At 37.2% G+C, this 24,234-nt stretch carries 22 protein-coding genes; 15 read left to right on the top strand and 7 right to left on the bottom strand.

The window, feature by feature from the left end; all coding sequences use genetic code 11:
* Positions 1–99 precede the first annotated feature (99 nt).
* The 9 genes from fahA to JR347_RS08505 all read left to right on the top strand — a co-directional run bounded on the left by fahA (position 100) and on the right by JR347_RS08505 (position 10,376).
* Positions 100–1,371 carry a fumarylacetoacetase gene (gene fahA / locus JR347_RS08465; RefSeq protein WP_205723617.1) on the top strand — a complete coding sequence of 424 codons (1,272 nt, stop codon included), beginning with the start codon at positions 100–102 and terminating at the stop codon, positions 1,369–1,371.
* 5 nt (positions 1,372–1,376) lie between these two features.
* Positions 1,377–2,240 carry a flavin reductase family protein gene (locus JR347_RS08470; protein ID WP_205723618.1) on the top strand — a complete coding sequence of 288 codons (864 nt, stop codon included), beginning with the start codon at positions 1,377–1,379 and terminating at the stop codon, positions 2,238–2,240.
* The gene (locus JR347_RS08475) at positions 2,237–3,322 is read left to right on the top strand and encodes a BamA/TamA family outer membrane protein (protein ID WP_205723619.1); all 1,086 of its coding nucleotides are present in this window, start codon (positions 2,237–2,239) and stop codon (positions 3,320–3,322) included. Before JR347_RS08470 ends, JR347_RS08475 begins: the two co-directional genes overlap by 4 nt.
* Before the next feature lie 191 nt (positions 3,323–3,513).
* Positions 3,514–4,020: a DUF2911 domain-containing protein gene (locus JR347_RS08480; protein WP_205723620.1), complete on the top strand. Its 507-nt coding sequence runs from the start codon at positions 3,514–3,516 to the stop codon at positions 4,018–4,020.
* A gap of 79 nt (positions 4,021–4,099) precedes the next feature.
* Positions 4,100–4,537, top strand: coding sequence for an ATP-dependent zinc protease family protein (locus tag JR347_RS08485; protein WP_205723621.1), 438 nt, complete (start codon positions 4,100–4,102; stop codon positions 4,535–4,537).
* Complete coding sequence (gene rimK / locus JR347_RS08490) at positions 4,534–5,448, top strand: 30S ribosomal protein S6--L-glutamate ligase (protein WP_205723622.1); 915 nt, start codon at positions 4,534–4,536, stop codon at positions 5,446–5,448. The genes JR347_RS08485 and rimK overlap by 4 nt, the downstream gene beginning before the upstream one ends.
* Before the next feature lie 3 nt (positions 5,449–5,451).
* The gene (locus JR347_RS08495; RefSeq protein ID WP_205723623.1) at positions 5,452–6,393 is read left to right on the top strand and encodes a succinylglutamate desuccinylase/aspartoacylase family protein; all 942 of its coding nucleotides are present in this window, start codon (positions 5,452–5,454) and stop codon (positions 6,391–6,393) included.
* A gap of 21 nt (positions 6,394–6,414) precedes the next feature.
* On the top strand, positions 6,415–9,402 hold the full coding sequence (locus tag JR347_RS08500; protein WP_205723624.1) for a hypothetical protein: 2,988 nt from the start codon (positions 6,415–6,417) through the stop codon (positions 9,400–9,402).
* Entirely contained in the window at positions 9,399–10,376 is a 978-nt protein-coding gene (locus JR347_RS08505; RefSeq protein ID WP_235689777.1) for a mechanosensitive ion channel family protein, read from the top strand. Before JR347_RS08500 ends, JR347_RS08505 begins: the two co-directional genes overlap by 4 nt.
* Positions 10,377–10,488: 112 nt before the next feature.
* Here the strand turns inward: JR347_RS08505 and JR347_RS08510 are convergent, their stop codons facing one another.
* The gene (locus JR347_RS08510) at positions 10,489–11,256 is read right to left on the bottom strand and encodes a class I SAM-dependent methyltransferase (protein ID WP_205723625.1); all 768 of its coding nucleotides are present in this window, start codon (positions 11,254–11,256) and stop codon (positions 10,489–10,491) included.
* A 135-nt stretch (positions 11,257–11,391) separates the two neighbouring features.
* On the opposite strand from JR347_RS08510, the gene JR347_RS08515 reads away from it, so the two are divergent.
* The 4 genes from JR347_RS08515 to JR347_RS08530 all read left to right on the top strand — a co-directional run bounded on the left by JR347_RS08515 (position 11,392) and on the right by JR347_RS08530 (position 15,913).
* On the top strand, positions 11,392–12,663 hold the full coding sequence (locus tag JR347_RS08515; RefSeq protein ID WP_205723626.1) for an efflux RND transporter periplasmic adaptor subunit: 1,272 nt from the start codon (positions 11,392–11,394) through the stop codon (positions 12,661–12,663).
* Between the two features lie 8 nt (positions 12,664–12,671).
* Positions 12,672–14,024, top strand: coding sequence for an ABC transporter permease (locus JR347_RS08520; protein ID WP_205723627.1), 1,353 nt, complete (start codon positions 12,672–12,674; stop codon positions 14,022–14,024).
* Positions 14,017–15,483 (top strand): TolC family protein, encoded by a 1,467-nt coding sequence (locus tag JR347_RS08525; protein ID WP_205723628.1) that lies wholly within the window; start codon positions 14,017–14,019, stop codon positions 15,481–15,483. The genes JR347_RS08520 and JR347_RS08525 overlap by 8 nt, the downstream gene beginning before the upstream one ends.
* 64 nt (positions 15,484–15,547) lie before the next feature.
* On the top strand, positions 15,548–15,913 hold the full coding sequence (locus tag JR347_RS08530; protein ID WP_205723629.1) for a hypothetical protein: 366 nt from the start codon (positions 15,548–15,550) through the stop codon (positions 15,911–15,913).
* Here JR347_RS08530 and JR347_RS08535 read toward each other — a convergent pair.
* A complete protein-coding gene (locus JR347_RS08535) occupies positions 15,910–16,479 on the bottom strand; it encodes a uracil-DNA glycosylase family protein (RefSeq protein WP_205723630.1) in 570 nt (189 codons plus the stop codon). The two genes, JR347_RS08530 and JR347_RS08535, sit on opposite strands and share 4 nt — an antisense overlap.
* Positions 16,480–17,823 (bottom strand): adenylosuccinate lyase, encoded by a 1,344-nt coding sequence (purB, locus tag JR347_RS08540; RefSeq protein ID WP_205723631.1) that lies wholly within the window; start codon positions 17,821–17,823, stop codon positions 16,480–16,482.
* Between the two features lie 191 nt (positions 17,824–18,014).
* Between purB and JR347_RS08545 the strand changes: the two genes are divergently transcribed.
* A complete protein-coding gene (locus JR347_RS08545; RefSeq protein WP_205723632.1) occupies positions 18,015–19,139 on the top strand; it encodes a ferredoxin--NADP reductase in 1,125 nt (374 codons plus the stop codon).
* Positions 19,140–19,168: 29 nt separating this feature from the next.
* Entirely contained in the window at positions 19,169–20,893 is a 1,725-nt protein-coding gene (locus JR347_RS08550; RefSeq protein WP_205723633.1) for a M3 family oligoendopeptidase, read from the top strand.
* Positions 20,894–20,946: 53 nt separating this feature from the next.
* Here JR347_RS08550 and creD read toward each other — a convergent pair whose 3' ends face one another.
* The 4 genes from creD to JR347_RS08570 form a co-directional block, all read right to left on the bottom strand.
* On the bottom strand, positions 20,947–22,287 hold the full coding sequence (gene creD, locus JR347_RS08555; RefSeq protein WP_205723634.1) for a cell envelope integrity protein CreD: 1,341 nt from the start codon (positions 22,285–22,287) through the stop codon (positions 20,947–20,949).
* A gap of 52 nt (positions 22,288–22,339) precedes the next feature.
* On the bottom strand, positions 22,340–22,630 hold the full coding sequence (locus JR347_RS08560; RefSeq protein WP_205723635.1) for a winged helix-turn-helix domain-containing protein: 291 nt from the start codon (positions 22,628–22,630) through the stop codon (positions 22,340–22,342).
* Complete coding sequence (locus JR347_RS08565; RefSeq protein WP_205723636.1) at positions 22,627–23,241, bottom strand: hypothetical protein; 615 nt, start codon at positions 23,239–23,241, stop codon at positions 22,627–22,629. The genes JR347_RS08560 and JR347_RS08565 overlap by 4 nt, the downstream gene beginning before the upstream one ends.
* A gap of 89 nt (positions 23,242–23,330) precedes the next feature.
* On the bottom strand, positions 23,331–24,227 hold the full coding sequence (locus tag JR347_RS08570; protein WP_205723637.1) for an AraC family transcriptional regulator: 897 nt from the start codon (positions 24,225–24,227) through the stop codon (positions 23,331–23,333).
* Positions 24,228–24,234: the final 7 nt, after the last annotated feature.

Consider the following 24,234-nt stretch of genomic DNA (forward strand, 5'->3'; position numbering starts at 1 on the left):
TTAATATGTTTAGAGGAACAGAACCGTTCATCTATTCAAGCTAGCTGGTTTTAATACTATCCTTAAAACTATAACTTTGCAGGGCAAAAATAGATAAGTATGATAAACGCAAATGATCCTTCTTTGAAGTCGTGGGTAGAAGTACCCGAAAAGTCTGATTTTCCAATTCAAAACTTGCCATTCGGAATCTTTAAAACGGAGTATCTAACTCCTGGTGCCGGTGTAGCAATAGGAAACTACATTGTAGATCTCACTTACTTGCATGAGAATGGTTTTTTTGATGGTTTAGGACTGTCTTCGGGGGTATTCAATCAGCAATATCTAAATGATTTTATTGGACTTGGAAAAGAAGTTACAGGTGCTGTTAGAAACAGGATTGCAGAATTGTTAGAGGAAAATAATGCTGAATTACGCGATAACAAACCAGCACGAGAGTTGGCTTTAATTGATAAAAGTGAAGCTGAAATGCTTATGCCGATTAAGGTTCAGAATTATACTGACTTTTATTCAAGTGTTGAGCATGCGACCAATGTTGGAACGATGTTTAGAGACCCGGATAATGCGTTACTTCCAAATTGGAAACATATACCTGTGGGTTACCATGGCAGAGCTTCATCTATCGTGCCTTCAGGAGTAAATATTCATCGCCCTAAGGGTCAAACCAAAGCTCCTGATGCAGAACTTCCATCTTTTGGCCCATCTAAAAGGTTAGATTTTGAATTGGAAACGGCATTTATTACTTGTAAAGAAAATGGGTTAGGAAATGCAGTTTCAACTGAGCAGGCAGAGGAATACATTTTTGGTTTTGTTCTATTTAATGATTGGTCAGCCAGAGATATACAGGTTTGGGAGTATGTGCCATTAGGGCCCTTTCTTGCGAAGAATTTTGCTTCATCCATTTCTCCATGGATTGTTACTATGGATGCCTTGGAGCCATTCAGGGTACCTACTCCAAAACAAGAACCTGCTGTTTTACCCTATTTAGAATATAAAGGTGATAAAAACTTCAATATCAATTTAGAGGTTTACCTACAGCCAGAAGGTGGTGAAGAAAACCTGATTTGTAAAAGTAATTTCAAGTACATGTACTGGAATGTAAATCAGCAGTTAGCTCACCACACTGTGAATGGCTGTAACATTCAGGTGGGTGATATGTATGCGTCTGGGACTATATCCGGGCCTACGGAAGATTCTTATGGCTCAATGTTAGAACTGGCCTGGAAAGGCACTAAGCCAATTAAACTTAGTGATGGTTCTGAGCGAAAGTTTATCGAAGATGGCGACACAGTGATTATGCGCGGCCATGCAGAAAAAGATGGCGTTAGAATAGGGTTTGGTGAAGTGGCCAGTAAAGTTTTACCCGCAAAATAATGACTATGTTACGTGTTGATCCCAAAGCAATTGCAGTTCCGAAAATGCACCAATACCTGCTGGGAGCAGTAGCGCCACGGCCTATCGCATTTGCCAGTACCATTGATAAAGAGGGGAATGTTAACCTAAGTCCTTTTAGTTTTTTCAATTGTTTCGGAGCTAATCCGCCAATACTAGTTTTTTCTCCTGCCAGAAGGGGCCGAGATAATACCACCAAGCATACCTATGAAAATGTACTGGAAGTAGATGAGGTTGTGATCAATATTGTGAACTATGCAATGGTGGAGCAGATGTCACTTTCAAGTACGGAATATCCAAAAGGCACAAATGAATTCGAGAAGGCTGGGTTTACAGAAGAAAAATCCGAGATGGTTAAACCGCCACGAGTAAAGGAAGCACCTGTAAGTTTTGAGTGTAAGGTGATTGAAGTTAAACCATTAGGAGATCAGGGGGGAGCAGGTAACTTAGTTATTTGTGAAGTTCTTTTGGCACATATAAACGAAGATATTTTGGATGAAAATGGCTCTATTGATCCATTTAAGTTGGATGCTGTAGCTCGAATGGGCGGCAATTGGTATGCGCGTGCCAATGGCGATTCACTGTTTGAAATCGCAAAACCATTGACCACGCTTGGAGTTGGGGTTGATGCTATTCCATCTAAAATTAGAAACAGCACTATTCTTACGGGCAATGATTTGGGTAAATTAGGTAATGTTGAAGAATTGCCTACTAAAGAAGAGATTGAAGAGTTTACAGCCGATCTTAAGATAAAAGATGAATTAGAGGCGCATAAAATTGCTAAGAATTATCTGCTGGAAGGTGAAGTAATGAATGCCTGGAAGGTACTACTAATGAGTGCACAGCAATGAGAATAATAGTTTTAAGCTTAGCTTTTTGCTTAGCTTCTTCATTTAATGCTTTGGCTCAGGATAGTGATTCTCTTAGCGCTGAAAAGAAACTGAGAATAATTCCATTGCCTGCTATTTTTTATACACCAGAAACACGCCTTGGTTACGGTGCGCTCACAACGGGAATTTTCAATTTAGGTGATAAAGAAAATACCAGGGCATCGAATGTGCAGGTGCTTGGTGCGTACACTTTAAATGATCAAATAATTTTCGAAACCAGGCATAATATCTTCACAAAAAATGAAGAATGGGTTTTTAATGGTGCATTGAATTATTATGACTTCCCCATTTTCTACTATGGTATTGGCAATGATACTAATGAAGATTTTGAGGAGGATTTGCAATACCAGGTGTTTGAATTCAGAGAGCGGGTTTTAAAAAAGGTTCGTAATCATTTGTTTGCCGGGCTTCAGATAAGGTATACCGACTTATATGATTTAACTTTTGAACCTGAGTTTTTATTGGCTGACAAACCCATTCTTGAATCTCAAACAGGTAAAAATGCAGCGGTAGGTTTTTCTGTAGTTTATGATAACAGAGATAATGTGTTAAATGCATCAGAAGGAATGTTTCTAAATGTGGCCTCATTCCATCATCAAAAGGCATTTGGTAGTGACTTTACTTATAACAGATATACGGTAGACTTAAGAAAATTCTGGGGCATTTCTGATAAATCAGTATTAGCCACTCAGTTTTTCGGGGAGTTTAATAGCTCTAACGTACCATTTAGGGAAATGGCGTTAATGGGTGGAGATATGATTATGAGGGGATATTACAACGGCCGTTATAGAGATAACCAGCAAATGGCCTTGCAAGGCGAGTACAGATATCAGGTTTTACCGAGGTTAGGGTTTACTGTTTTCTCATCAGTAGGTGATGTAGCCAATGAGTTTTCTAAATTCGATATAGGCGATTTTAAATGGGCTGCCGGAGGAGGGATTCGATTTATGGTGAATAAATCAGACAGAGCAAATATCCGATTCGATTATGGTATTGGGGATGGTGTGAGTGGATTTTATTTCGCATTTGCCGAAGCATTTTAACTTTTTTAAGATTTTTTTACAGAACATTGCAACCAAATGTAGGCACGATCGTACAAATGATTGGTTTACAGGTTGAAAATACGAGAGGTGTCTACAAAAGTGTTAGGCACCTCTCCTTTTTTATAGACACTTTTAAAACTGTTTCCACCTTTGTGCCGTTAGTTGTTTCAAACCTATAAATTAAATAATCCATGAAATCATTGAAGACATATTTATTATCAGCGATCGTATTGATGGCATTCGTAACTGTAAGTTGTGCACAAAAAAAAGCTAGTCCATCTGCTACAGCAGAAGGTACTATTGATGGGGTAGCAGTAACTATTGAATATCACCAACCATCTGCTAAAGGGCGGAAAATAATGAATGGACTAGTTCCCTATGGCAAAGTATGGCGAACTGGAGCAAATGATGCTACAACAATAGAATTTAGTGAAGATGTTAAAATAGAAGGACAAACATTAGCAAAAGGTAAGTATGCATTATTTACTATTCCTAATGAAAATGAGTGGACTGTTATTTTTAACAAAACGCATAAACAATGGGGCGCTTATAATTATGTAGAGTCTGATGATGCGTTAAGAGTTAAAGTGAAGCCAAGTAAAACAGACATGGTGGAAACTTTTATCATTAATGTTGTAGAAGATGGTGTAACGATTGCCTGGGAAAAAACTTTGGTAAAATTTAGCGTTTCTAAATAGAATTAACTTTAATAGAATTGAGAGGCTGTTAATTAATTAACAGCCTCTTTTTTTATATTAGAGAAAAACTATTCTGAATTTGAAAAAAGAAATTATCGGAAGAAACGAAATAGTAGACTTGCCTGAGATGGAATTATTTCAACTTAGGGCAAAAGTAGATACAGGTGCATATACGTCAGCCATTCATTATCACCATGCAGAAGTAATTAAGAAAGATGGTGAAGATGTACTGCATTTTACTTTGTTAGATCCATCGCATGAAGAGTATAACGATAAAAGCTTCTACTTTAAACAATTCAAAACTAAAAAGATCAAGAACTCATTCGGCCAGAGTGAGGAGCGTTATATCATTCAGGCTACCATAAGAATATTTGATAAAGACATTCAAACAGAATTTTCACTTAGTGATCGTGGAAATTTAAAATTCCCATTATTGCTTGGTCGTAAGCTTTTAAATAAGCATTTTATAGTAGACACATCAAAAAAGAATTTATCATTAAAATCCAACAAAAAATGAAAGTAGCAGTACTTTCCCGAAACGCGAATTTATATTCCACAAGAAGATTAGTAGAAGCTTGCGAAGAGCGGGGCCATGAGGCAGTAGTTGTAGATCATCTTCGATGTACGATTGTCATGGAAAAGAACAAACCCAGTATTATCTATCATGGTCATACGTTGGATGATATTGATGCTATAATTCCCAGAATAGGTGCATCCGTAACGTTTTATGGCTCTGCTGTTGTGCGCCAGTTTGAAATGATGAAGGTTTTTACGGCTGTAGAATCGCAGGCACTCATTAGATCTCGCGATAAACTGAGAAGTCTTCAAATACTTTCCAGGGCTGGTTTAGGATTACCTAAAACGGTTTTCACGAACTATTCACGAGACACAGATTCGATTTTAAATGCTGTGGGCGGAGCTCCGGTAATCATTAAACTATTGGAAGGCACGCAAGGCCTTGGTGTAGTATTGGCTGATAATCGAAAATCGGCAGCCTCAGTTATAGAGGCTTTTCATGGTTTAAAAGCACGTGTAATAGTTCAGGAATTTGTTAAAGAAGCAGGCGGTGCAGATATCAGAGCATTTGTAGTTGATGGAAAGGTAGTAGGAGCCATGAAGCGACAAGCGAAAGAAGGTGAATTTCGCTCTAACTTGCACAGAGGAGGTACATCTGCTATTATTAAACTTTCTCGTTCAGAAAAAGCTGCTGCAATCAATGCCGCAAAGAAAATGGGACTAGGAGTTGCTGGTGTGGATATGCTTCAATCAAAAAGAGGGCCTTTGATTTTGGAAGTAAATTCTTCTCCAGGACTAGAGGGTATTGAAAAAGCTACGAATATTGATATAGCTGGTAAGATTGTTGAATTTCTGGAGCATAATGTCGCCAAACCTAAAAAGAGGATTCAAAAGGATAAAATTAACGCCTGATATATGAAGCAAATGGTGATTGACGGGCATAAGATAGAACCCGGACAGAATTTACAGATTAATGCATTAATTGCCAGATTGCCGACCAGAACACCTATCAACATTCCGGTTTTTGTATCCAGAGCTAAATTGGATGGACCTACCTTGTTGATCATGGCAGGAGTACATGGTGATGAGACGAACGGTGTAGAAATATTAAGAAGGCTAATTGCCTCTAAATCGTACATACCAAAAAAAGGATCGGTGATAGCCATTCCAGTCTTTAATGTTTATGGCTTTATTAATCATGAACGCGGGTTGCCTGACGGTAAGGATTTAAACAGGTCTTTCCCAGGATCAAAAACTGGTTCATTAGCCAGTAGAGTAGCTAATTTCTTTACAAGTGAGATTTTACCACAGATTGATTACGGCCTCGATTTTCATACAGGGGGTGCCAGTCATAACAACTATCCGCAACTCAGAAGTGCCCTTGAATTGCCACAGGAAATGGAGCTGGCACAAGCCTTTGCACCACCATTAATTATAAAATCCCCGTTCAGAGATAAATCGTTGCGAAAAACTGCTGCCAAATCTGGTGTGCCTGTTTTGGTGTTTGAAGGTGGAGAGACATTGAGAATGCGTAAACAGGCTATTGATGCAGGCGTTGAGGGTGCATTGCGTGTTATGAAATATTTGGGAATGCGGGATGATGCACCAGAACCAGATAAAGAAACGATTTACATTAAAGAATCGACCTGGGTAAGAGCCAAGTATGCGGGGCTTCATCATAGTTACGTGCGTAATGGTAGTAAAGTAGAGAAAAATCAATTATTGGGTGTAATTACTGATCCGTATGGTCAGTTCGAGAAAAAGATAAAATCACCTATGGATGGCGTTGTAATAGGTATTAACAACTATCCGGTAGTGAATATGGGCGATGCGCTCATGCATATTGGAATGAAATAATTTAACTATCTTGTTATTTCAATGACCAATAAAAACAATGAACATTTCGATATAATAAAAAAGGTAATTCATTCCACCTTTTTAACACCATTCAATCATAGGCTTGACGATCACAAGGAGTTCCTAAAGAAGGCGTATGAGCTAATAATAAACTTAAACTCGTCAGACCTTGATAAGCCTGAAGCCTTAAAACAAGCATTCGTTTACAAGGCAAATTTATTAGAAGCCACTGAACACTTATTAAAAGCCGGTCTTAATGATTATGAGACGGAGTTTAAGTTATTCGAGAAGGAGTTTAAGGTGCACTTAAAGTCTCAGGTTAAAACAAAAAAGTTAGTTCAAAAGAAAGAACGATTTGATATTCAGTCAGATGACAGCCTGTTCATTAAAATTCTTAAACCAGCTAAAAAAGCAGTTTATTTAATTTCAAAATGGCCCGAAAAAGTGGCTAATGTTATTCGAAAATTAAGGGGTAAAGACCAGGTACCTCTAAAGTCTTGGTATCATAAAGTTAATTTCAGGGATCTCACCAATTACTACTTAAAAGAAAAGTTTCTTGAAGATTTAAAACCGGCAATTGATTTATACTATCAGGAAGTAACGGCTACAGCATTAACGCTATGGTATTATGATGATCAAATTGATAAAAGGTTATCAAAGAACTTTGGCTTAGAACAGGAAGATGAGCTAAAAAAAGTAACTCAAGCGGAAGTTGACGAGAATTTAAAAAAGTTAGATGCTGCCAAAGAGCGAATTAAAGCAGTGGTTGAAAAAAGTTTTAAAGAAAGCTGCGCATCGTTCAGTTTTAATTTAGAAAGAGCTGGCACTATTGAGCGCTCAAACCGAAGTTTTTCACAACGAAAAAGTAAAAAGCTTCATAAGAAGATTACAAATAACTTCAAGAGGGTTAATACCAGATGGAATAACACACTCCTTGTTCTTAACGATGACTGGCAAATTGACCTTGAATTATATGACATCATATACGAGTCTCTATATAAAATTATAGAGATAAAGAGCTCAATAAACGACAAGCTAAATACTATTTATGATTACAAGTTCATTTCTGTAAAACAGCATTTGGAGGGGTGGAAGAGTAAATTATCAAAAGAGCCGGACCAGTCATTTAAGAAGTTAATAGTAAGTGAACTACCAGCTATTAATAAACAGCTGAGCAAATTAATAGATGATACAAGGGATCATATTATCAATCAGGACTTTCTTGAAACTATTGATTCGTTGGAACAACTAACGATTGAATCTCTTGAAAAAATTAGCCAAAGAAGAGCGATTACAAGAGGAGTTGATTTCAACGCACCAGTTAAAGGCGCACAGATTAACTACATATCTCCTTCGGAGTTGATTCAATTTGAAACGGCACCGCAGTTTTTTAAGGTTACGGAAGCAATTAAAGTTGCAACGAATGAAAACCTATCAAAGGCAGAAGCAACATTGCTTCAGATGGAACAAATCCTCTCATTTAATTTAGAAACTGCTGCATCTAAAGCGGATGACAGCAAGAATTTAGATGAAGCAAAATCCATAGCATTGGAAGGTATGGATAGAACCATCGCTCAGCTAGACAATGCAAAGGAGCAGCTTGATGAGATTGAAGCTAATGTTTCTAATGAACTCAATGAAGGTTTGATTACCTACTGCAAGAACCTAATAAAATTTACCAACAATGAAAATATTCTTGAATTAAGAGTAAGAATAGCAAAAGGTAAGGCCATAGACCGTGGCAGAAAGCTCAAGGAGAATGTTATTAATACCGTCAAAAACTTCGTGCCACTTGCCATTAGATTCATCAAAGCTAGTTATAAAAAGTACAATGAGCTTTTTAGACAAAAGTTAAAACGACTTGGTATTCAAGGAGTTAAATCTACAGTGTCAACTGAAATGGCAGATTTCTTAGCTGAAACAGAAACAGTAATTGAGTCTTTGCCAGTAGTTTACCAGCGTTTATTTAGAGCACGCCCATTAGAAGATGATAAGTTTTTTGAGGGGCGAAGGGAAGAGCATAAGCAGTTAAAGAATGCTTATTCAAATTGGAATGCTGGACGATTTGCAGCAACAGTTGTTGTTGGTGAGAAAGGCTCAGGATTAACTACATTATTAAATTTATTTCTATTTAATTTAAAAGAAGATAAAGAGATTATAAGGCTCAGACCTGAGCAAAATATTAGTAGAGAAGAGGACCTACTTCTTTATTTTAACGAGGCAATTGGAGGTAAAAATCGGCTAGAGCTCAATGCCTTAGTTACATATTTGAATACTGGTAAAAAGAAGATCGTTATTCTCGAAAATGTTCAGAACCTCTACGAAAAAAAAATCGGAGGATTTGTGGTTGTAAAGGTACTTGCAGAGTTAATCTCACTTACTCATAGAAATACATTTTGGATAACAGGGTGTACCCAATATGCATTCAAGTATCTGGATAAGACAATTAATTTTTCCGAAAATTTCAGTTATAAGGTTGAGATGGAAGAATTGTCTGCTGATGATATTATCAATATTATAGAACGCAGACATAAAGTGAGTGGCTACAAGTTAGTTTACGAAGCAGGGTCTGACGAGGCAAATAATAAGCGGTTTGCCAATATGGAGTACGAAGAACAGCAGGCCTATTTAAAGAAAAATTACTTCAACGAGTTAAATAAGCTAACTAAGAGCAATATTAGCATCGCTCTCGTCTATTGGCTTAGGTCAACCAATATTGGTGAAGGAAACACAATTCGAATTAAATCTATTGGTAATATTGACTATTCCTTTATCAATGGGCTATCAAATCAAAAGCTGGAGGTACTCACCATTTTGTTATTGCATGATGGCCTTACTGAAGAACATGTGGCTGATATTACCAATCAGAGTATACAAAAGGCAAGAGGTATATTACACACACTGTTGGAAGATGGAGTGATAATAAGGCCGGAACTAACCTATTTTATCAATCCTCTTTTATACAGACAAACAGTATCATTATTGAAGGCTAAAAACATAATCCATTGAAAAAGTTGCTCACATTCGTTTTAGTCTTATTAACTCTATTTGGCTATTCTCAAAGTCCTGATTCTGTGACTATTGATACAGTACAGAGTATTTCTCTAGTGGATACATTAGGCGCGAAAAACATTAGTCAGGATACATTAAAGAAGGATTCTGTGAGTGCAAAAACAGATTCTGAACAAAAAATACAAGTACCCCCAATACATGACTTAATATCAATTGGCAAGATTTTTTGGTCAATTGTATTTCTGGTAGTAGGATATTTTGTTCTACGTTTTCTCGGGACAGTGCTGGAAAAGTTTGCAGAAAAAAGCACAACCTACCGTATCACGATTAAGGGATTCATACCAATACTTAAAATTTTAGGTTGGGCATTTATCTTGTTTATCATAATTGCAGGGATATTTCAACCACCCATTAACGCTGTACTTACAGCCACGGCTTCTTTGGGTATTGCCATTGGTTTTGCAGCTCAGGATATTATTAAAAATATTTTTGGAGGCATTATGATTTTGTTCGATCGACCTTTCCAAGTGGGCGACAAAATTGAAATAGGAAAGTTTTACGGTGAGGTAGTGGAAATCGGTTTACGATCTACTCGAATTGTAACACCTGATGATTCTCTCGTAAGTGTTCCAAACTCTGAGGTAATGAACACATCTGTTTCAAATTCCAATGCTGGTGAACCGAATTGTCAGGTAGTGGCTGAAATATACCTTCCTATAACGGTTGATACCACTAAAGTCCGTCAAGTGGCAATTGAAGCAGCACAAGTATCGAAATACATATACCTTAACAAGCCTATTGCAGTACTTTTTTTTAATGAAGTGAAAGAGCGCAGGTCTTATTTAAAAATGCGACTTAAGGCCTATGTGGCCGATATTAGGTACGAGTTTGCCTTTAAAAGCGATATGACAGAATTGGTGATGAAAGAGTTGTTGAAATCTAAGCTTATTGACCCAGAGGATTTGAAGTAACCTGTGTTATCGCGAGGAATCGAGGGATATTCATAAATCAAGCTGACCAAATAAATTTTAATTGGTATTTGAATTAGGAAGATGCCTCCTTCTGTCGGCATGACGCCATGTTTTATTTCTTACAAAAGAAAATGGTCTCATTTGGCGGAAGTGCATATTTCTTAATTAATTCCGGGCCAAGTTCATCAATAAACCGGTCTTCAATTACCTCAAAGCCTGCTTGTCTGATTCTATCCGGATAGTCATTGCCATAAAGCCTTACATGATCATCCTGCCCATAAACATGTTCGCGCTCTTTAGGGTCTGTAATGTTTTTGTCTTCATAAGTAACATCACCAACAGGGCCAAAGAAAGGTACCTGCATAATGGCCCAACCTCCGGGTTTTAGTACACGGTATATTTCTGACATAGCTTTTATGTCATCATCTACATGTTCCATTACATGATTGCACATTGTAATGTCAAAAGTGTTTTCTTCAAATGGAATGTCGTGTACATCCATTTTTACTTTTGCGAGTGGAGATTCCAGGTCAGCTGTTATGTAGCCATCTCCATGTTGCTTTTGAAAAGCTTTCATGAAACATTGCTCCGGTGCAATATGTAAGAAGTGCAATTTCTCTTGGAAAAAGTTGGTCTTTTGTTTTAGATACAACCATAATAACCGATGCCTTTCTAATGATAAAGAGTCAGGGCATAGAGCGTTTGGTCTTGGATTTACTCTTCCATAGGGCAGAAATTTACGGTAGCTTTTTTCCGCAATAGGGCAGGTAACATTATTACCGCGCATAAACAATCCCACAATTTTTAGTGTAGGTGCACTTACCAGTTGAATGTATTTCCTGGGAACGTTACGTAAAATGAAACTTATCAGCTTTTTCAAGATGCCGCAAATATAGAAATGTCTTCTGAGCCAATGCAACAATTAATTTTATATATAAGGCGTTTATCGTTTATGAATAGTAACTAAGCTTATAGTTTATTTACATAAATTTGTTTAGAAACTTTATAACAACACATGAAAAAAAAGGTCATACTCGGAGGAGCAGGTACTCTGCTTCTAATTATCCTCATATGGTTTTTCTCGGGTAGCACTGCGGTAGAAGGGGGTGAGGTATTCATTGAAGCCAAAAAAGGAACATTTAAAGTAGAAATTACAACCACTGGTGAGCTTGAGGCTGAAAAGTCAGTTAAAATACTTGGCCCTAATGGGTTAAGAGCAGCACAACTGTGGCAAGTAAAAATCGATCATATTGTAGATGAAGGAACGGTAGTTAAAAAAGGCGATTACATTGCCCGGTTAGATCAATCGGAACTTTCAGATAAAATGGGTAGTCGGTACAATGAGCTTCAGCAAAGCCTATCAAAATTCACACAAACCAAGCTGGACACTGCGCTAGAACTTAGGGCTGCCAGAGATGAGTTAATTAATCTCCGATATGCCGTTGAAGAAAAGGAAATAATCTTGTCTCAATCGAAATTCGAGCCGCCAGCAACAATAAAGCAAGCTGAAATTAATCTCGAGAAAGCCAAACGCGAATACAGCCAAGCTAAAGAAAATTATAAGCTAAAAACTCAAAAGGCGGTAGCCCAAATGCAGGAGGCGGCAGCAGAATTAGCTGATGATCAGGCAGGCTATGATTTTCTGGAACAGATGAAGAAGAGTTTTACGATTACAGCGCCTGAATCCGGGATGCTGGTGTATCACCGTGAATGGAACGGCACTAAAATGGGGATAGGCTCTACCATTAGAGCTTGGGATCCTGTAGTGGCCACCTTGCCAGACCTATCAACTATGATATCCAAAACTTATGTCAATGAAGTTGATATCCGAGCAATAAACGTTGGCCAGCAGGTTGTTATTGGCTTAGATGCATTTCCAGAGAAGAAACTTTCCGGTAAGGTGACTAACGTTGCCAACATTGGTGAGCAAAAACCAAACTCCGACTCCAAAGTTTTTCAGGTTAGTATTCTAATTAACGAATCGGATACAACACTTAGACCGGCCATGACTACGTCCAATACGATTATTGCCGAAACCATACCAAATGTGGTGTATGTGCCACTTGAATGTTTGCACAGCCAAGGTGATTCAATCACTTATGTGGTGAAGAAAGATGGGTTAGGATTTGCAAAGACCGAGGTGAAAGTAGGAGAAATAAACGCCAATGAAGCGGTTATTCGAGAAGGTGTGCAAGAAGGCGATAAGCTGTATTTATCGGTGCCGCAAGGCATAGACGATGCGCCCATTGCATTTATAAAAGAGGAGAATTCATTAGCAGATAATTGAATCCACTCGTGAATACCGCTAGCTTACTTTCTAATTTTTATATTGCCTTTGATGCCGTGCTTGCCAACAAGGTAAGATCTATTTTAACGGCATTGGGAATAATTTTTGGTGTGGCAGCCGTAATTGCTATGTTGGCAATTGGTAATGGCGCTCAAAAGGAAATTCTAGAGCAAATAAAACTAGTAGGTGTAAATAACATAGTTATTACCCCGGTTATTGAACAATCTGAAGAAGAAGTGGATGCCAATTCTTCCCAAAAAGAGGATAAGAATTTTTCACCCGGCATTACCTTGTTAGATGCCAATAGCATCAAAGAAATCATACCTGGCATCAGTAAAATTAGTCCTGAAGTTTTGCTGGAAACTTACATTATTAAAAATGGCATTAGGCGCACGGCTAAATTGGTGGGGGTTGAAAATAACTACTTCGATATTTCAAATTTTGAGTTAGACGAAGGCAAATTTTTCAACGACAAACAGATAAACATGGGGGAAGCTGTTTGTGTGATTGGTCAGGGCATTAAAACCAAATTTTTTAGTACCGAAAACCCTATTGGCAAAAGAATTAAGGTTGGTGCCCATTGGCTATTGATTGTTGGCGTTTTGAAAGAACGACTTATCAGTGATAAGAGTATGGCGAACCTGGGCATCAGAAATTATAATATGGATGTATATGCCCCATTAAAAACGGTACTGATAAGGTATAAAAACAGAGCCTTGATTACTGAAACCCTAATAAAAAGGGCCTCAAATAATGATAATAACAATCAAAACGGTAATACCGAACAAGAGTCTCAAAAGGCCGTGAATTACCATCAGTTAGATCGGCTGGTAATTCAGGTTGAGGAAACGGAACAGATGTTGAGTATTTCTGAAATTATCTCTCGTTTATTGAAGAGACGACATTATCAAACCATTGATTACGAAATATCAATACCCGAGTTATTGCTTAAGCAACAGCAACGCACTAAAAATATATTCAATTTTGTATTAGGAGCAATAGCCGGTATTTCATTGCTTGTAGGTGGTATTGGTATAATGAATATCATGCTAGCTTCTGTTTTGGAGCGAATTAAGGAAATTGGGCTAAGGCTTGCGATCGGTGCTCAAAAATTAGATATCATTTATCAATTTGTATTTGAGGCAGTGATGATTAGCGTTTCCGGTGGCATTATCGGAATTATCTTAGGTATTTCACTGGCTTATGCAGTATCAGCTGTGGCTGAAATTCCCACAATCGTTTCTTTTTCATCAATAGTATTATCGTTTGGTGTAGCTGCCACAGTAGGGTTAATTTTTGGAATAGCACCTGCCCGAAGAGCTGCACAACAAGACCCCATTTCATCATTACGTTATGAATAAATTTTCATATTTCATCTTATTTCTACTGCTCCTTTTTCAACTTGACGGATTGGCACAAAACAGACAATTCACCTTAGAAGAAGTAATTGACAGAGCTGTGAATCAATCACCAGCTGCGAAGCAGGCTGAAACGCGAAAGGAGAACAGGTACTGGCAGTACAGATTTTATAAATCCAACTACAACCCACAATTACGATTGAATGGTACTGCACCAGATTATAACAGGGATTTTTTTAGCAATAGGATTGACGATGGAACTATCGTTTTTCAAAGTAGGGAGCAAGTAAGTTCATTTGCCAATTTAGGCATTGAGCAGCCCTTATTTTTTACCGGAGGTAATGTTTCGATCAACTCCAACTTAAATTATTTTGATGACCTCGATCGTAATATATCACAATACAACACTACCTTATTTAATATACGATTGAATCAGCCCATCTTCGGTTTTAATTCGTTGAAATGGGACAAGCGAACCGAGCCACTGCGTTACGAAGAGTCAAAAAGGGAATTTGTTGAAGAAAGAGAGTCAATAGCCAGAACGGCTGTAGATCGATTTTTTTCATTTTTAGATGCGCAGATAAATCTACAAATCGCAGAATTTAACCTGGCTAATAACGATACTATTTATAAAATTGAAGAGGGCAGATATAATATTGGAACAACATCCAAAGACAAACTTTTACAAGTAGAACTTCAATTGCTCAGATCCAGGCAAGATGTTGCTCAGGCGCAATTAGATATGGAAACCGCCCGTTTGCAACTTCGTTCATTTACAGGACTAAATAATGAGGAATCAGATTTCATGCTTATCCTTCCTGAAGAGGTGCCACTTTTTAAGGTAAACTTCGATGATGCCTTAAATTATGCGCAAAAAAATCGTGCAGACTATATAGCTTTTGAACGTAGAAAAATTGAGGCTGAGCGCGAAGTGGCAGAAGCAAGGGCACAACGATTTCAAACAGATTTTACGGCAAGCTACGGATTGAATAACGCCAGTAGCGATGTGAATGATCTTTACACTGACCCAAATAATCAGCAACGATTTAATGTGAGCTTTAATATTCCGCTTATCGATTGGGGTAGAAATAAAGCACGTATGAAAACAGCACTAGCAAACCAGCAATTGAATGATTATGTGATTGCGCAAGATGAACAGAATTTCGAGCAAGAAATTCTAACTAAGGTTCGCCAATTTGAGGTGTTGATGGTACAGTTAGAGATTACTAAAAAATCAGATGAAGTGGCCCAGGAAAGGTATCAGGTAGCTCAAAATAGGTACTTGATTGGCAAAATAGATATCACCAACTTAAATATAGCGCTAACAGAAAAAGACAATGCAAAGAGAAGCTATGTGAATGCCTTGCGTTCGTTCTGGACTGCCTATTACGATCTGCGCAGATTAACTTTATATGACTTCTACAATAATCAATTATTGTATAATGAAGATTTAGAGCAATAAACCCCATAAAAGTTTCCTATTTTTGAGTATGCGCAGCATATTGACTTTCATTTTTTTCATATGCTTGACCTGTACAGCTCTATGTCAGGATAAACTGGTATTTGGTGATACACCTACCACTACTAAATCACCTAAGTACAAATCCAATCCTAAAGATCATAAAACCAAACATCCTATTTATTGGGTGAAGCAATCTTCCAAAGGCTTGTTGATTGGCAATCCGTGCATGGAAGAAATAACTCAGGAGATGGGCTTTGTATATTTAGTGCAGCCCAAAGGCCAGGCGTATAACGATAATGGCTTTGAACGAAACCTGCATAACTTTTTCGCTAAATTGAGAATCACCTTAAAAAATGGCCCTTTCTGGAAGTTTAAACTTAAAAAATGGCGTAAACGCTGTAGGGCCGAAACGGGTGATTTTGTTGGCTAGTTTAATACCAACTGGATATTTCTTTTAAGCTCAGGTAATAGCTCGATTTCAAACCAAGGATTTTTAGCTTTCCAAATATTATTTCGGGGAGATGGGTGAGGCAAAACGAAATAATTTGGTAAATATTCTTTGTATGATTTTACTGTTTCTGTTAATGTAGGTTTGTTTTTACCTTGTAAATAATGGCTTTGGGCATAAGAACCGATTAAGAGTATTAATTGAGGGCTCTTAAGTTCGGTGAGAATTTTGGAATGCCATTGAGGAGCGCATTCTGGGCGAGGAGGCAAATCTCCGTTCTTGCCAGTGCCCGGATAGCAGAAACCCATGGGAACAATGGCAAAATTATCGGGATTATAAAATTGCTCTGAATTTACACCAAGCCAACTCCTAAGGTTCTCGCCACTTTTATCATCCCAAGGGATACCACTTTCATGAACTTTACGACCTGGCGCTTGGCCAATGATAACAATTTTACTTTTAGCATTGAAAGAAAAAACTGGCCTTACTCCATCAACCAAATATTGGCTGCATATAGTACAAGCTTTAATTTCTTCAATCAAAGACATTTACATTCCAGTATAATTAAATGGTGTAATCACCTTCAATTCCGATTTAATATCATCACTCACATTGAGTGTTTCTATAAACGAATGAATACTTTCTTTCGTAATCTTCTCGTTTTTACGAGTTAGTTCTTTCAAAGCTTCATAAGGTTTAGGGTACCCTTCTCTTCTGAGTATAGTTTGAATTGCCTCAGCAACTACCGCCCAATTTTCTTCCAGGTCAAAATCAATGGCTGCTTTGTTCAACTCGAGCTTATTTAATCCTTTTTTCAGAGATTCTAGGGCGATAACAGTGTGAGCCAAGGGTACACTTACATTCCTCAATACCGTAGAATCCGTTAGGTCTCTTTGAAGCCTTGAAATAGGTAATTTGGCACTTAAGTGTTCAAAAACTGCATTGGCTATTCCTAGATTCCCTTCCGCGTTTTCAAAGTCTATTGGGTTCACTTTATGTGGCATAGCTGAAGACCCAACTTCACCGGCTTTTATCTTTTGCTTGAAGTAATTTGAAGCAACATACTGCCATATATCTCTGCTCAAATCAATCAATATAGTATTGATGCGCTTTAGAGCATCAAAAAGAGCTGCTAAATTATCGTAATGTTCTATTTGAGTGGTCGGATGGCTTCGTTCTAATCCTAAATATTGTTTAACAAAATTATCACCAAAGTCTATCCAGTTGTTGTTTGGGTACGCCACATGATGCGCATTAAAGTTGCCAGTTGCACCACCGAATTTCGCTGAATAAGGTACCTGTGCTAATAAATTTAATTGCTTGCTAACTCGTTCACTAAAAACTTTAAACTCCTTGCCCAAACGTGTTGGCGAGGCTGGTTGCCCATGTGTTTTTGCCAGCATTGAAATATCTCTCCAATCATCAGCAAACTGATTAATTAAATTATTAACCTCATGTATCAATGGTAATACTACGGTGGTAATAGACTCTTTTAATGAAAGAGGAATGGATGTATTATTGATATCCTGTGAGGTTAACCCGAAGTGTATAAATTCTTTCTGTTCCGATAACCCTAATTCATCAAATTTTTCTTTTATCAGGTATTCAACTGCTTTTACATCATGGTTAGTAACCTTCTCTATTTCTTTTATTTTCAACGCATCGCTTTCAGAAAAATCCTGATAAATCTTTCTTAGTTGAGGAAAAATCGCTGAATCAACGCTCTTAAGTTGCGGTAAATCATACTCGCATAAAGCAATAAAATATTCAATCTCTACCTGAACTCTATATTTAATTAAGCCGAACTCACTTAAATATGTAGCGAGAGGGTGAGTTACTCTTCTATAACGACCGTCAATAGGAGATAAGGCTGTTAAATTATTCAAGTCCATAAGGTGTATTGATTAATGAAGGCGCAAAAATAGATAAATATGCCTTTGTGTCTAACAAAAAGCCAAGGCAATGTTGTTATCAAATAGTAAGTTGTAAGTAAGGATTTGTAAAAACTATCTATTGGTTCAGCGAATAGAACAATACTTGCTAAATTTGCACCTTCAAAATTGATACAAGAAAATTATAAGATATGGCATTCAGCATTTTTAAAAAGAACAAGGATACTAATGATAAACCATCATCAGGTGGCAGCAGATATCATGATTTAACGATCAAGAATATCATTCAAGAAACGAAAGATGCAATTACGATTGTATTTAATCAGCCTGAAGATAAAATCAGCTATAAATCTGGTCAGTTTTTAACCTTAATTACTGAAATAGATGGTAAGGAAGTGCGAAGAGCATACTCTTTATGCAGCTCACCATTTATTGATGAAGATTTAGCTGTAACAGTAAAGAGGGTAGATGGTGGTTTAATGTCTAATTGGTTGCCGGATAACCTGGATGCAGGTGATACGCTGAAAGTGATGGAGCCAATGGGTGTATTTACAACGGAATACGACTCTACTAATAAAAGGCATGTGATCATGTTTGCTGGTGGCAGTGGTATTACTCCCATGATGTCTATTATCAAGTCTACATTAAATCAGGAACCGGATAGCGTTTGTTCATTAATATACTGTAACAGAGATATCGATAGCATTATTTTCAGAGAAGAGTTTGATAAAATGCAAACCAACTTTGAAGGTAGGCTCCATGTTATTCATGTGTTAGATGATGCTCCTATGAACTGGCAAGGTCATAGTGGGTTATTGAACCACGATATGTTGGTGAAGATATTTGAGCGTATTCCTAATTGGGGATTGGACAAAACCACTTATTTAATGTGTGGACCTGAGGGGATGATGAAGAATGTTGAAAACTTGTTAGAAGAGCAGAAAATCCCTAAAGACCGTGTTTTCAAAGAAAGCTTTGTAACTGGTACAATCGATAAAGCGGAAAAAGCTGCAGCCAAAGAAACTAGTGAAGGTGAGAATGTAGCGCGCGAAGTAACTGTTATTTATGATGGTGAAGAGCATAAGTTTACTGTAGAACCTGGAGTTCCTATCCTAGAAACAGCATTGGATTTGGGAATAGATTTACCTTATTCTTGCCAGAGTGGTTTGTGTACTGCTTGTAGAGGTAAATGCTTATCAGGTAAAGTAAAGCTCGATGAAGAAGAGGGGCTATCTGAATCTGAATTAGAGGAAGGATTTGTACTTACGTGCGTAGGTCACCCTCTAACGGATGACGTGGTGATTGAGATTGGATAATTTTTTTTGAATTAAGAACAGCATTATACATGATAGATAAAGTAGAGATTCCGTCAAGACCGGAGAGAAAGTTTGTGCCTGAAGATTTTAAGGTGAAGGATTGGGAAGGATTAAAATCATTTTTTGAAGACCTTGAAAAGAGAGAAATAAACTCGTTATCAGATTTACGAAAGTGGTTTAAAGATAGAAGCGAGATTGAATCTATTTTGTCAGAAGATGCCGGTTGGAGATATATTAACATGACTCGTTATACAGATAATGAGGAGTACACGAAGGCCTACCAGTATTTTGTTCAGGAAATACAGCCGAAGATAGCTCCAATATCTGATCGTTTGAATAAAAAGGCTGTGTCGTCCGATTTTTTGAAAGACTTAGAAAAAGAATCAGGTTTCGATATCATGATTCGTGAAATGCGAAAAGATATTGAGATATTTCGTGAAGAGAATATTCCATTAAATACCGAGATTCAAACTGAAACTCAGAAATACGGGCAGCTGAGTGGTGCAATGACAGTTGAGTTGGATGGTAAAGAATTAACTCTTCAGCAAGCGGCAGTAAAACTTCAGTCGACAGACAGAAAAGAGCGTGAGGAGGTCTATCATAAAATAGCAGATAGAAGATTAGCTGATAAAGAGAAGTTCGATGAACTGTATACGAAGTTGATTAACTTTAGAGATAAGGTGGCCAAGAACACAAATTTTGATAATTATAGAGATTACATGTTCAAGGCTATGGGCCGTTTTGATTACACTCCGCAGGACTGCTTTGATTTTCATGCCTCCGTGAAGGAAGAGGTAGTGCCTATGCTGAATGAACTGGCCACTGAAAGAAAAAAACAGTTGGGTGTAGATTCACTAAGACCATGGGATAAGGCAGTAGATCCACAAAACAAAGAAGCATTAAAGCCATTTGATGGCGGAGCAGACCTCACCAAAAAGACTATTGAATGCTTTAAGCGTTTAGATCCTTATTTAGGTCAGTGCTTGTCTATAATGAATGAGATGGGGCATTTGGATTTAGAATCCCGCAAAGGCAAAGCACCTGGTGGCTACAACTATCCACTTTCAGAAATTGGTGTCCCATTTATTTTTATGAATGCCACTTCTACTTTGCGTGATATGATTACCATTTTACATGAAGGTGGTCATGCAGTGCATTCTTTCCTTACCAGAGATCTAGAATTAAGCGATTTTAAACATACACCATCCGAAGTTGCTGAACTTGCATCTATGAGCATGGAGTTAATATCGATGGATCATTGGAATCTGTTTTTTGACAATGATGAAGATATGAAAAGAGCAAAGCAGGAACATTTAGAGCAAATTATTGAAACACTACCCTGGGTAGCAACCATTGATAAATTCCAGCACTGGATTTATGAAAATGCAGATCATACATTAGAAGAGCGCCATGCCGCCTGGTTAGAAATATTTGAGAATTTCTATGATGATGTTACCGATTGGTCTGGGTTAGAAGAGAATAAAAAATATTTGTGGCAAAAGCAGTTACACCTCTATGAGGTGCCATTCTATTATATAGAATACGGCATGGCTCAGTTGGGTGCGGTAGCAGTTTGGAAGAACTATAAAGAAGATCCTAAGAAAGGGTTGGAAGGTTACATGAATGCTTTGAAATTAGGTTATACTAAGTCCATACCCGAAGTATACGAGGCAGCCAATATTAAATTCGATTTCAGTAAAAAGTATATCAAAGAATTGATGGAGTTTGTGAAAGAAGAGCTTGAGAAGCTGTAAGATTTAGTTTAAGAAAAGAAAAGCCCTGATCAATCAGGGCTTTTCTTTTACTATTACTTCGTCTCCAAATTCAACTTATACCAATTAATATTTCTGGTAAAATACATTGTTACGCTTAATATTATAGCCAAACCTATGCTGCCCATCAGCAATGCATAATCAGCCAATTGTAACGTCACGAATAAGAACCCATAAATACCTGATAGGGTTGCTACAAGAAGTAATGATAGCCTGCGTACTTGAAAAACACTAAATGAATAAAGTGTGATCATTCCAATAATACCAACGGCTGAAATTCCATAGGCAATATTAAAATTGGAGTGTTCTGAAATAGAAACCAATAATGTATAGAATAAACAAAGGGCTAAACCTACAAGCGCATATTGGAATGGGTGAATTTTCTTTTTGTTGATAATTTCTACTAGAAAAAAGATTAGAAACGTCAATGCAATTGTCATGGCAGCATATTTGGCAGATCGATATGATTTCTGATAATCATCTAATGGTAAAATTAAATCTACACCAAACGCTGACGCCTCAATTGATTTAGAATAACCCGGCCCTACCCAACTCTGTGCGAAGTTTCTATTAAGCTGCAAAACAGACCATGAAGCGGTGAATCCATTGTCATCAATAGTTCTATCATCAGGTAAATAATTACCTTTAAATGATGGCGATTGCCAGGGTGAATTTATAGTGACACTAGTGGTATTGCCTAATGGAGTAAAAGATAAATTCTTACTTCCTTGTAGGTCTATTTTAAAGTTGAAATTGAAATTATCATTTAGCGAATCTTTCAGATCAGGTAAATTCAATGTTATGCCTGAATAGACTAAGTCTGATATCCTTGATCCTGGCTGCACTTTTAGCTCTTTGTCGTTCCAATTAAACTTTAGGTTATTTTTAATACCTCTTAAGTCGGAAATGCCTATAGTTAAAAATGCCTTATTATAGTGAATATCTTTGAGGTCTTCCAGATCAGGCTGAGTGGTAATTTTAAAATCGCCAGAGACTGATATGTTGGATTTGTAAACCACTACCTCATATATGCCGCGTTTAAGTATTTCAGGATTAACTTCCCCATTAATTTTCAAACCTTCTGGCAGAATATGCCAATTCTTAGTAACGGTCGTTGTTTTATCGCCATTCTCATATTCATAAGTAACAGGAATAGTGAGAATGGGGCCGTTAATTAATTGATTTTCAGCCCATTTTGATGAGACTTCTTCAATAACGGACTTACTAAGTTGCTCCCTTTCTGAAATGATGGACTGAATCATTGAGGCTGGTATCAGCAAGAGCAGCATCAAAATTGTGACTGTGATAAGCTTAAGTGTAACAGATGTTTTAATCATGTTATTTACTTTTTCAATTGGGTTTCTGTCTGTATTCATAATTTATTTGATTTAAAAGTACTTTGAAATACAAAGTAATGAGATAAATTTTTTATTTTAATAGCTGTTCAATTGCATTTAAATGTTTTGTGAAGGCCATTTTTCCTGCTTCAGTTGCATAGTATTTAGTATGTGGTTTTCGATCATTAAATTCTTTTTTATATGTGATATATTCAGTTTTCTCTAGTGATTTTAGGTGGCTTGCAAGGTTTCCGTCAGTCACATCGAGCAGGTCTTTGAGCGTATTAAAATCCATAAACTCATTGACCATCAATGCTGACATTATGCCTAGTCGCACCTTATTTTCAAAGGCTTTATCTAAGTCTTTAAGAATATCTTTCACGACTTATTTTTCAATTGCATAATCACCCCATAGACAATATGGAGCACACCAAAGCCAATAGCCCAAAAAATAAGACCATAGCCGATAAATTGCATGGCAATTAGGCCCAAACAAATTTCTATGATACCCAAGCTTCTAATTTCATCAAGCGTGTATTTGCTTGCATTAACCAAAGCCAAACCATAAAATACAAGAGTAAGTGGCGCTACAACTCCAATATACCCTTTGTAAAGAAACATAAGTGCAAGTATACCACCTGTTACCAACGGAATAGATAAATTAATTAAAAGACGTTTGGTTTGATAATCCCAAATTTTCTGATTTCTCTTTTTTGTTTCACGGGTAGTAAAGTAAATCACACTTCCAATTGCCACAACGATGGTCCCTATCGCAATAAGTAAAAGGGTGGAAATACTATCACTCGTGATAATTACTTTTCGGTAGCCCAGGTAATTCTGATTTTGATAAACTGTATTGTAAGCTAGGAAAGCTCCAATTAAAGCGCAGAAACCTGCTGAAATTCCTGAAAGTCCGCTTAAAGAAATGAATCGGGAGGACCGATTCATAATATCTTTAATTTCTTTGAGATCTTCTATGTATTTTTCTTTCATCTAAAAGTACTTTGAAATACAAAGTAAATGAATTGCTTTGTTAAAAACAATAGTTTTAGATTTTGTCGAATTTCTTATCCAACAAATTTTTATTTCACAGGTATAAACAACTCCACAATACTCTTTTTTTGAGGGTGTTCATGGAAATTGTTATGGTGTATTTCAAAGGGTTTTCGATCTGCTTTTTGGTATCCATTTTCATTCATCCATAGAAATAAACCGGTCCAGGCTTTTTCAAACTCATTAAGGCTTATTTCATACATTCCACTTATATATTTACCAGCAGGTATGGTAGTGAGACCTACCTCGCCTGCTGCTTTTACTGGTATGTTTAGCGTAATGCCGGCACTTATTCGCACTTTATCATGGTCTGTAATTTTAAAGCTATCGTGATAGATTATAATGGGCTTTATATCTTCAGAAGGAGTGAGACCGAGCGGGTACGCCCACTCAAATAGTTTACCATAGGACCTCTCTATATTTTGTGTACCTATGCAGGAAATATAAGCCACCTCGATTTTTCCCGTTTCACTTATTCTGATTTTAGCATTCATTTCTACCCAGTTTTTAAGTTCTTCAATAACACAAATGTATTGCTCATAACTTGGCGATACTTTACCAATCTTGCTAAACTTATGCGGATATTGCTTTCTAAAGTCAGATGGACTTACCCCATAAAATTTTTTGAAGGCTCGTGTAAATGAAGTGTTACTGCTAAACCCATTTTGCATTGACAGTTCTGTTATGCTAATCTCTCTTTTATGGAGCAGTGTTGCAGCAGACTTCTCAATACGTTTTCTTATTATAAGTTCATTAAGCGCCTCACCTGTAATATGCTTAAAGATGCGATGGAAGTGATAAGGAGAGAAGCTAGCAATTTCGGCCACTTTGGTTAATGACAGATCGGATTCCAGATGTGTTTCGATATATTGAAACACAGCATTCATTCTTTGTTTGTAATCTGCTTGACTGGAAACCTTAGGCATGGGTTAA

Source organism: Fulvivirga lutea, assembly GCF_017068455.1.
GTDB classification, from domain to species: domain Bacteria; phylum Bacteroidota; class Bacteroidia; order Cytophagales; family Cyclobacteriaceae; genus Fulvivirga; species Fulvivirga lutea.

Excerpts from the sequence above, each read along its gene's own strand:
- purB (WP_205723631.1), bottom strand. The coding sequence starts at position 17,823 with ATGGACTTGAATAATTTAACAGCCTTATCTCCTATTGACGGTCGTTAT.
- JR347_RS08525 (WP_205723628.1), top strand. The coding sequence starts at position 14,017 with ATGAATAAATTTTCATATTTCATCTTATTTCTACTGCTCCTTTTTCAA.
- creD (WP_205723634.1), bottom strand. The coding sequence starts at position 22,287 with ATGAATACAGACAGAAACCCAATTGAAAAAGTAAATAACATGATTAAA.
- JR347_RS08570 (WP_205723637.1), bottom strand. The coding sequence starts at position 24,227 with ATGCCTAAGGTTTCCAGTCAAGCAGATTACAAACAAAGAATGAATGCT.
- JR347_RS08550 (WP_205723633.1), top strand. The coding sequence starts at position 19,169 with ATGATAGATAAAGTAGAGATTCCGTCAAGACCGGAGAGAAAGTTTGTG.
- JR347_RS08495 (WP_205723623.1), top strand. The coding sequence starts at position 5,452 with ATGAAGCAAATGGTGATTGACGGGCATAAGATAGAACCCGGACAGAAT.
- rimK (WP_205723622.1), top strand. The coding sequence starts at position 4,534 with ATGAAAGTAGCAGTACTTTCCCGAAACGCGAATTTATATTCCACAAGA.
- JR347_RS08480 (WP_205723620.1), top strand. The coding sequence starts at position 3,514 with ATGAAATCATTGAAGACATATTTATTATCAGCGATCGTATTGATGGCA.
- JR347_RS08470 (WP_205723618.1), top strand. The coding sequence starts at position 1,377 with ATGTTACGTGTTGATCCCAAAGCAATTGCAGTTCCGAAAATGCACCAA.
- JR347_RS08515 (WP_205723626.1), top strand. The coding sequence starts at position 11,392 with ATGAAAAAAAAGGTCATACTCGGAGGAGCAGGTACTCTGCTTCTAATT.
- fahA (WP_205723617.1), top strand. The coding sequence starts at position 100 with ATGATAAACGCAAATGATCCTTCTTTGAAGTCGTGGGTAGAAGTACCC.
- JR347_RS08545 (WP_205723632.1), top strand. The coding sequence starts at position 18,015 with ATGGCATTCAGCATTTTTAAAAAGAACAAGGATACTAATGATAAACCA.
- JR347_RS08565 (WP_205723636.1), bottom strand. The coding sequence starts at position 23,241 with ATGAAAGAAAAATACATAGAAGATCTCAAAGAAATTAAAGATATTATG.
- JR347_RS08475 (WP_205723619.1), top strand. The coding sequence starts at position 2,237 with ATGAGAATAATAGTTTTAAGCTTAGCTTTTTGCTTAGCTTCTTCATTT.
- JR347_RS08500 (WP_205723624.1), top strand. The coding sequence starts at position 6,415 with ATGACCAATAAAAACAATGAACATTTCGATATAATAAAAAAGGTAATT.
- JR347_RS08535 (WP_205723630.1), bottom strand. The coding sequence starts at position 16,479 with ATGTCTTTGATTGAAGAAATTAAAGCTTGTACTATATGCAGCCAATAT.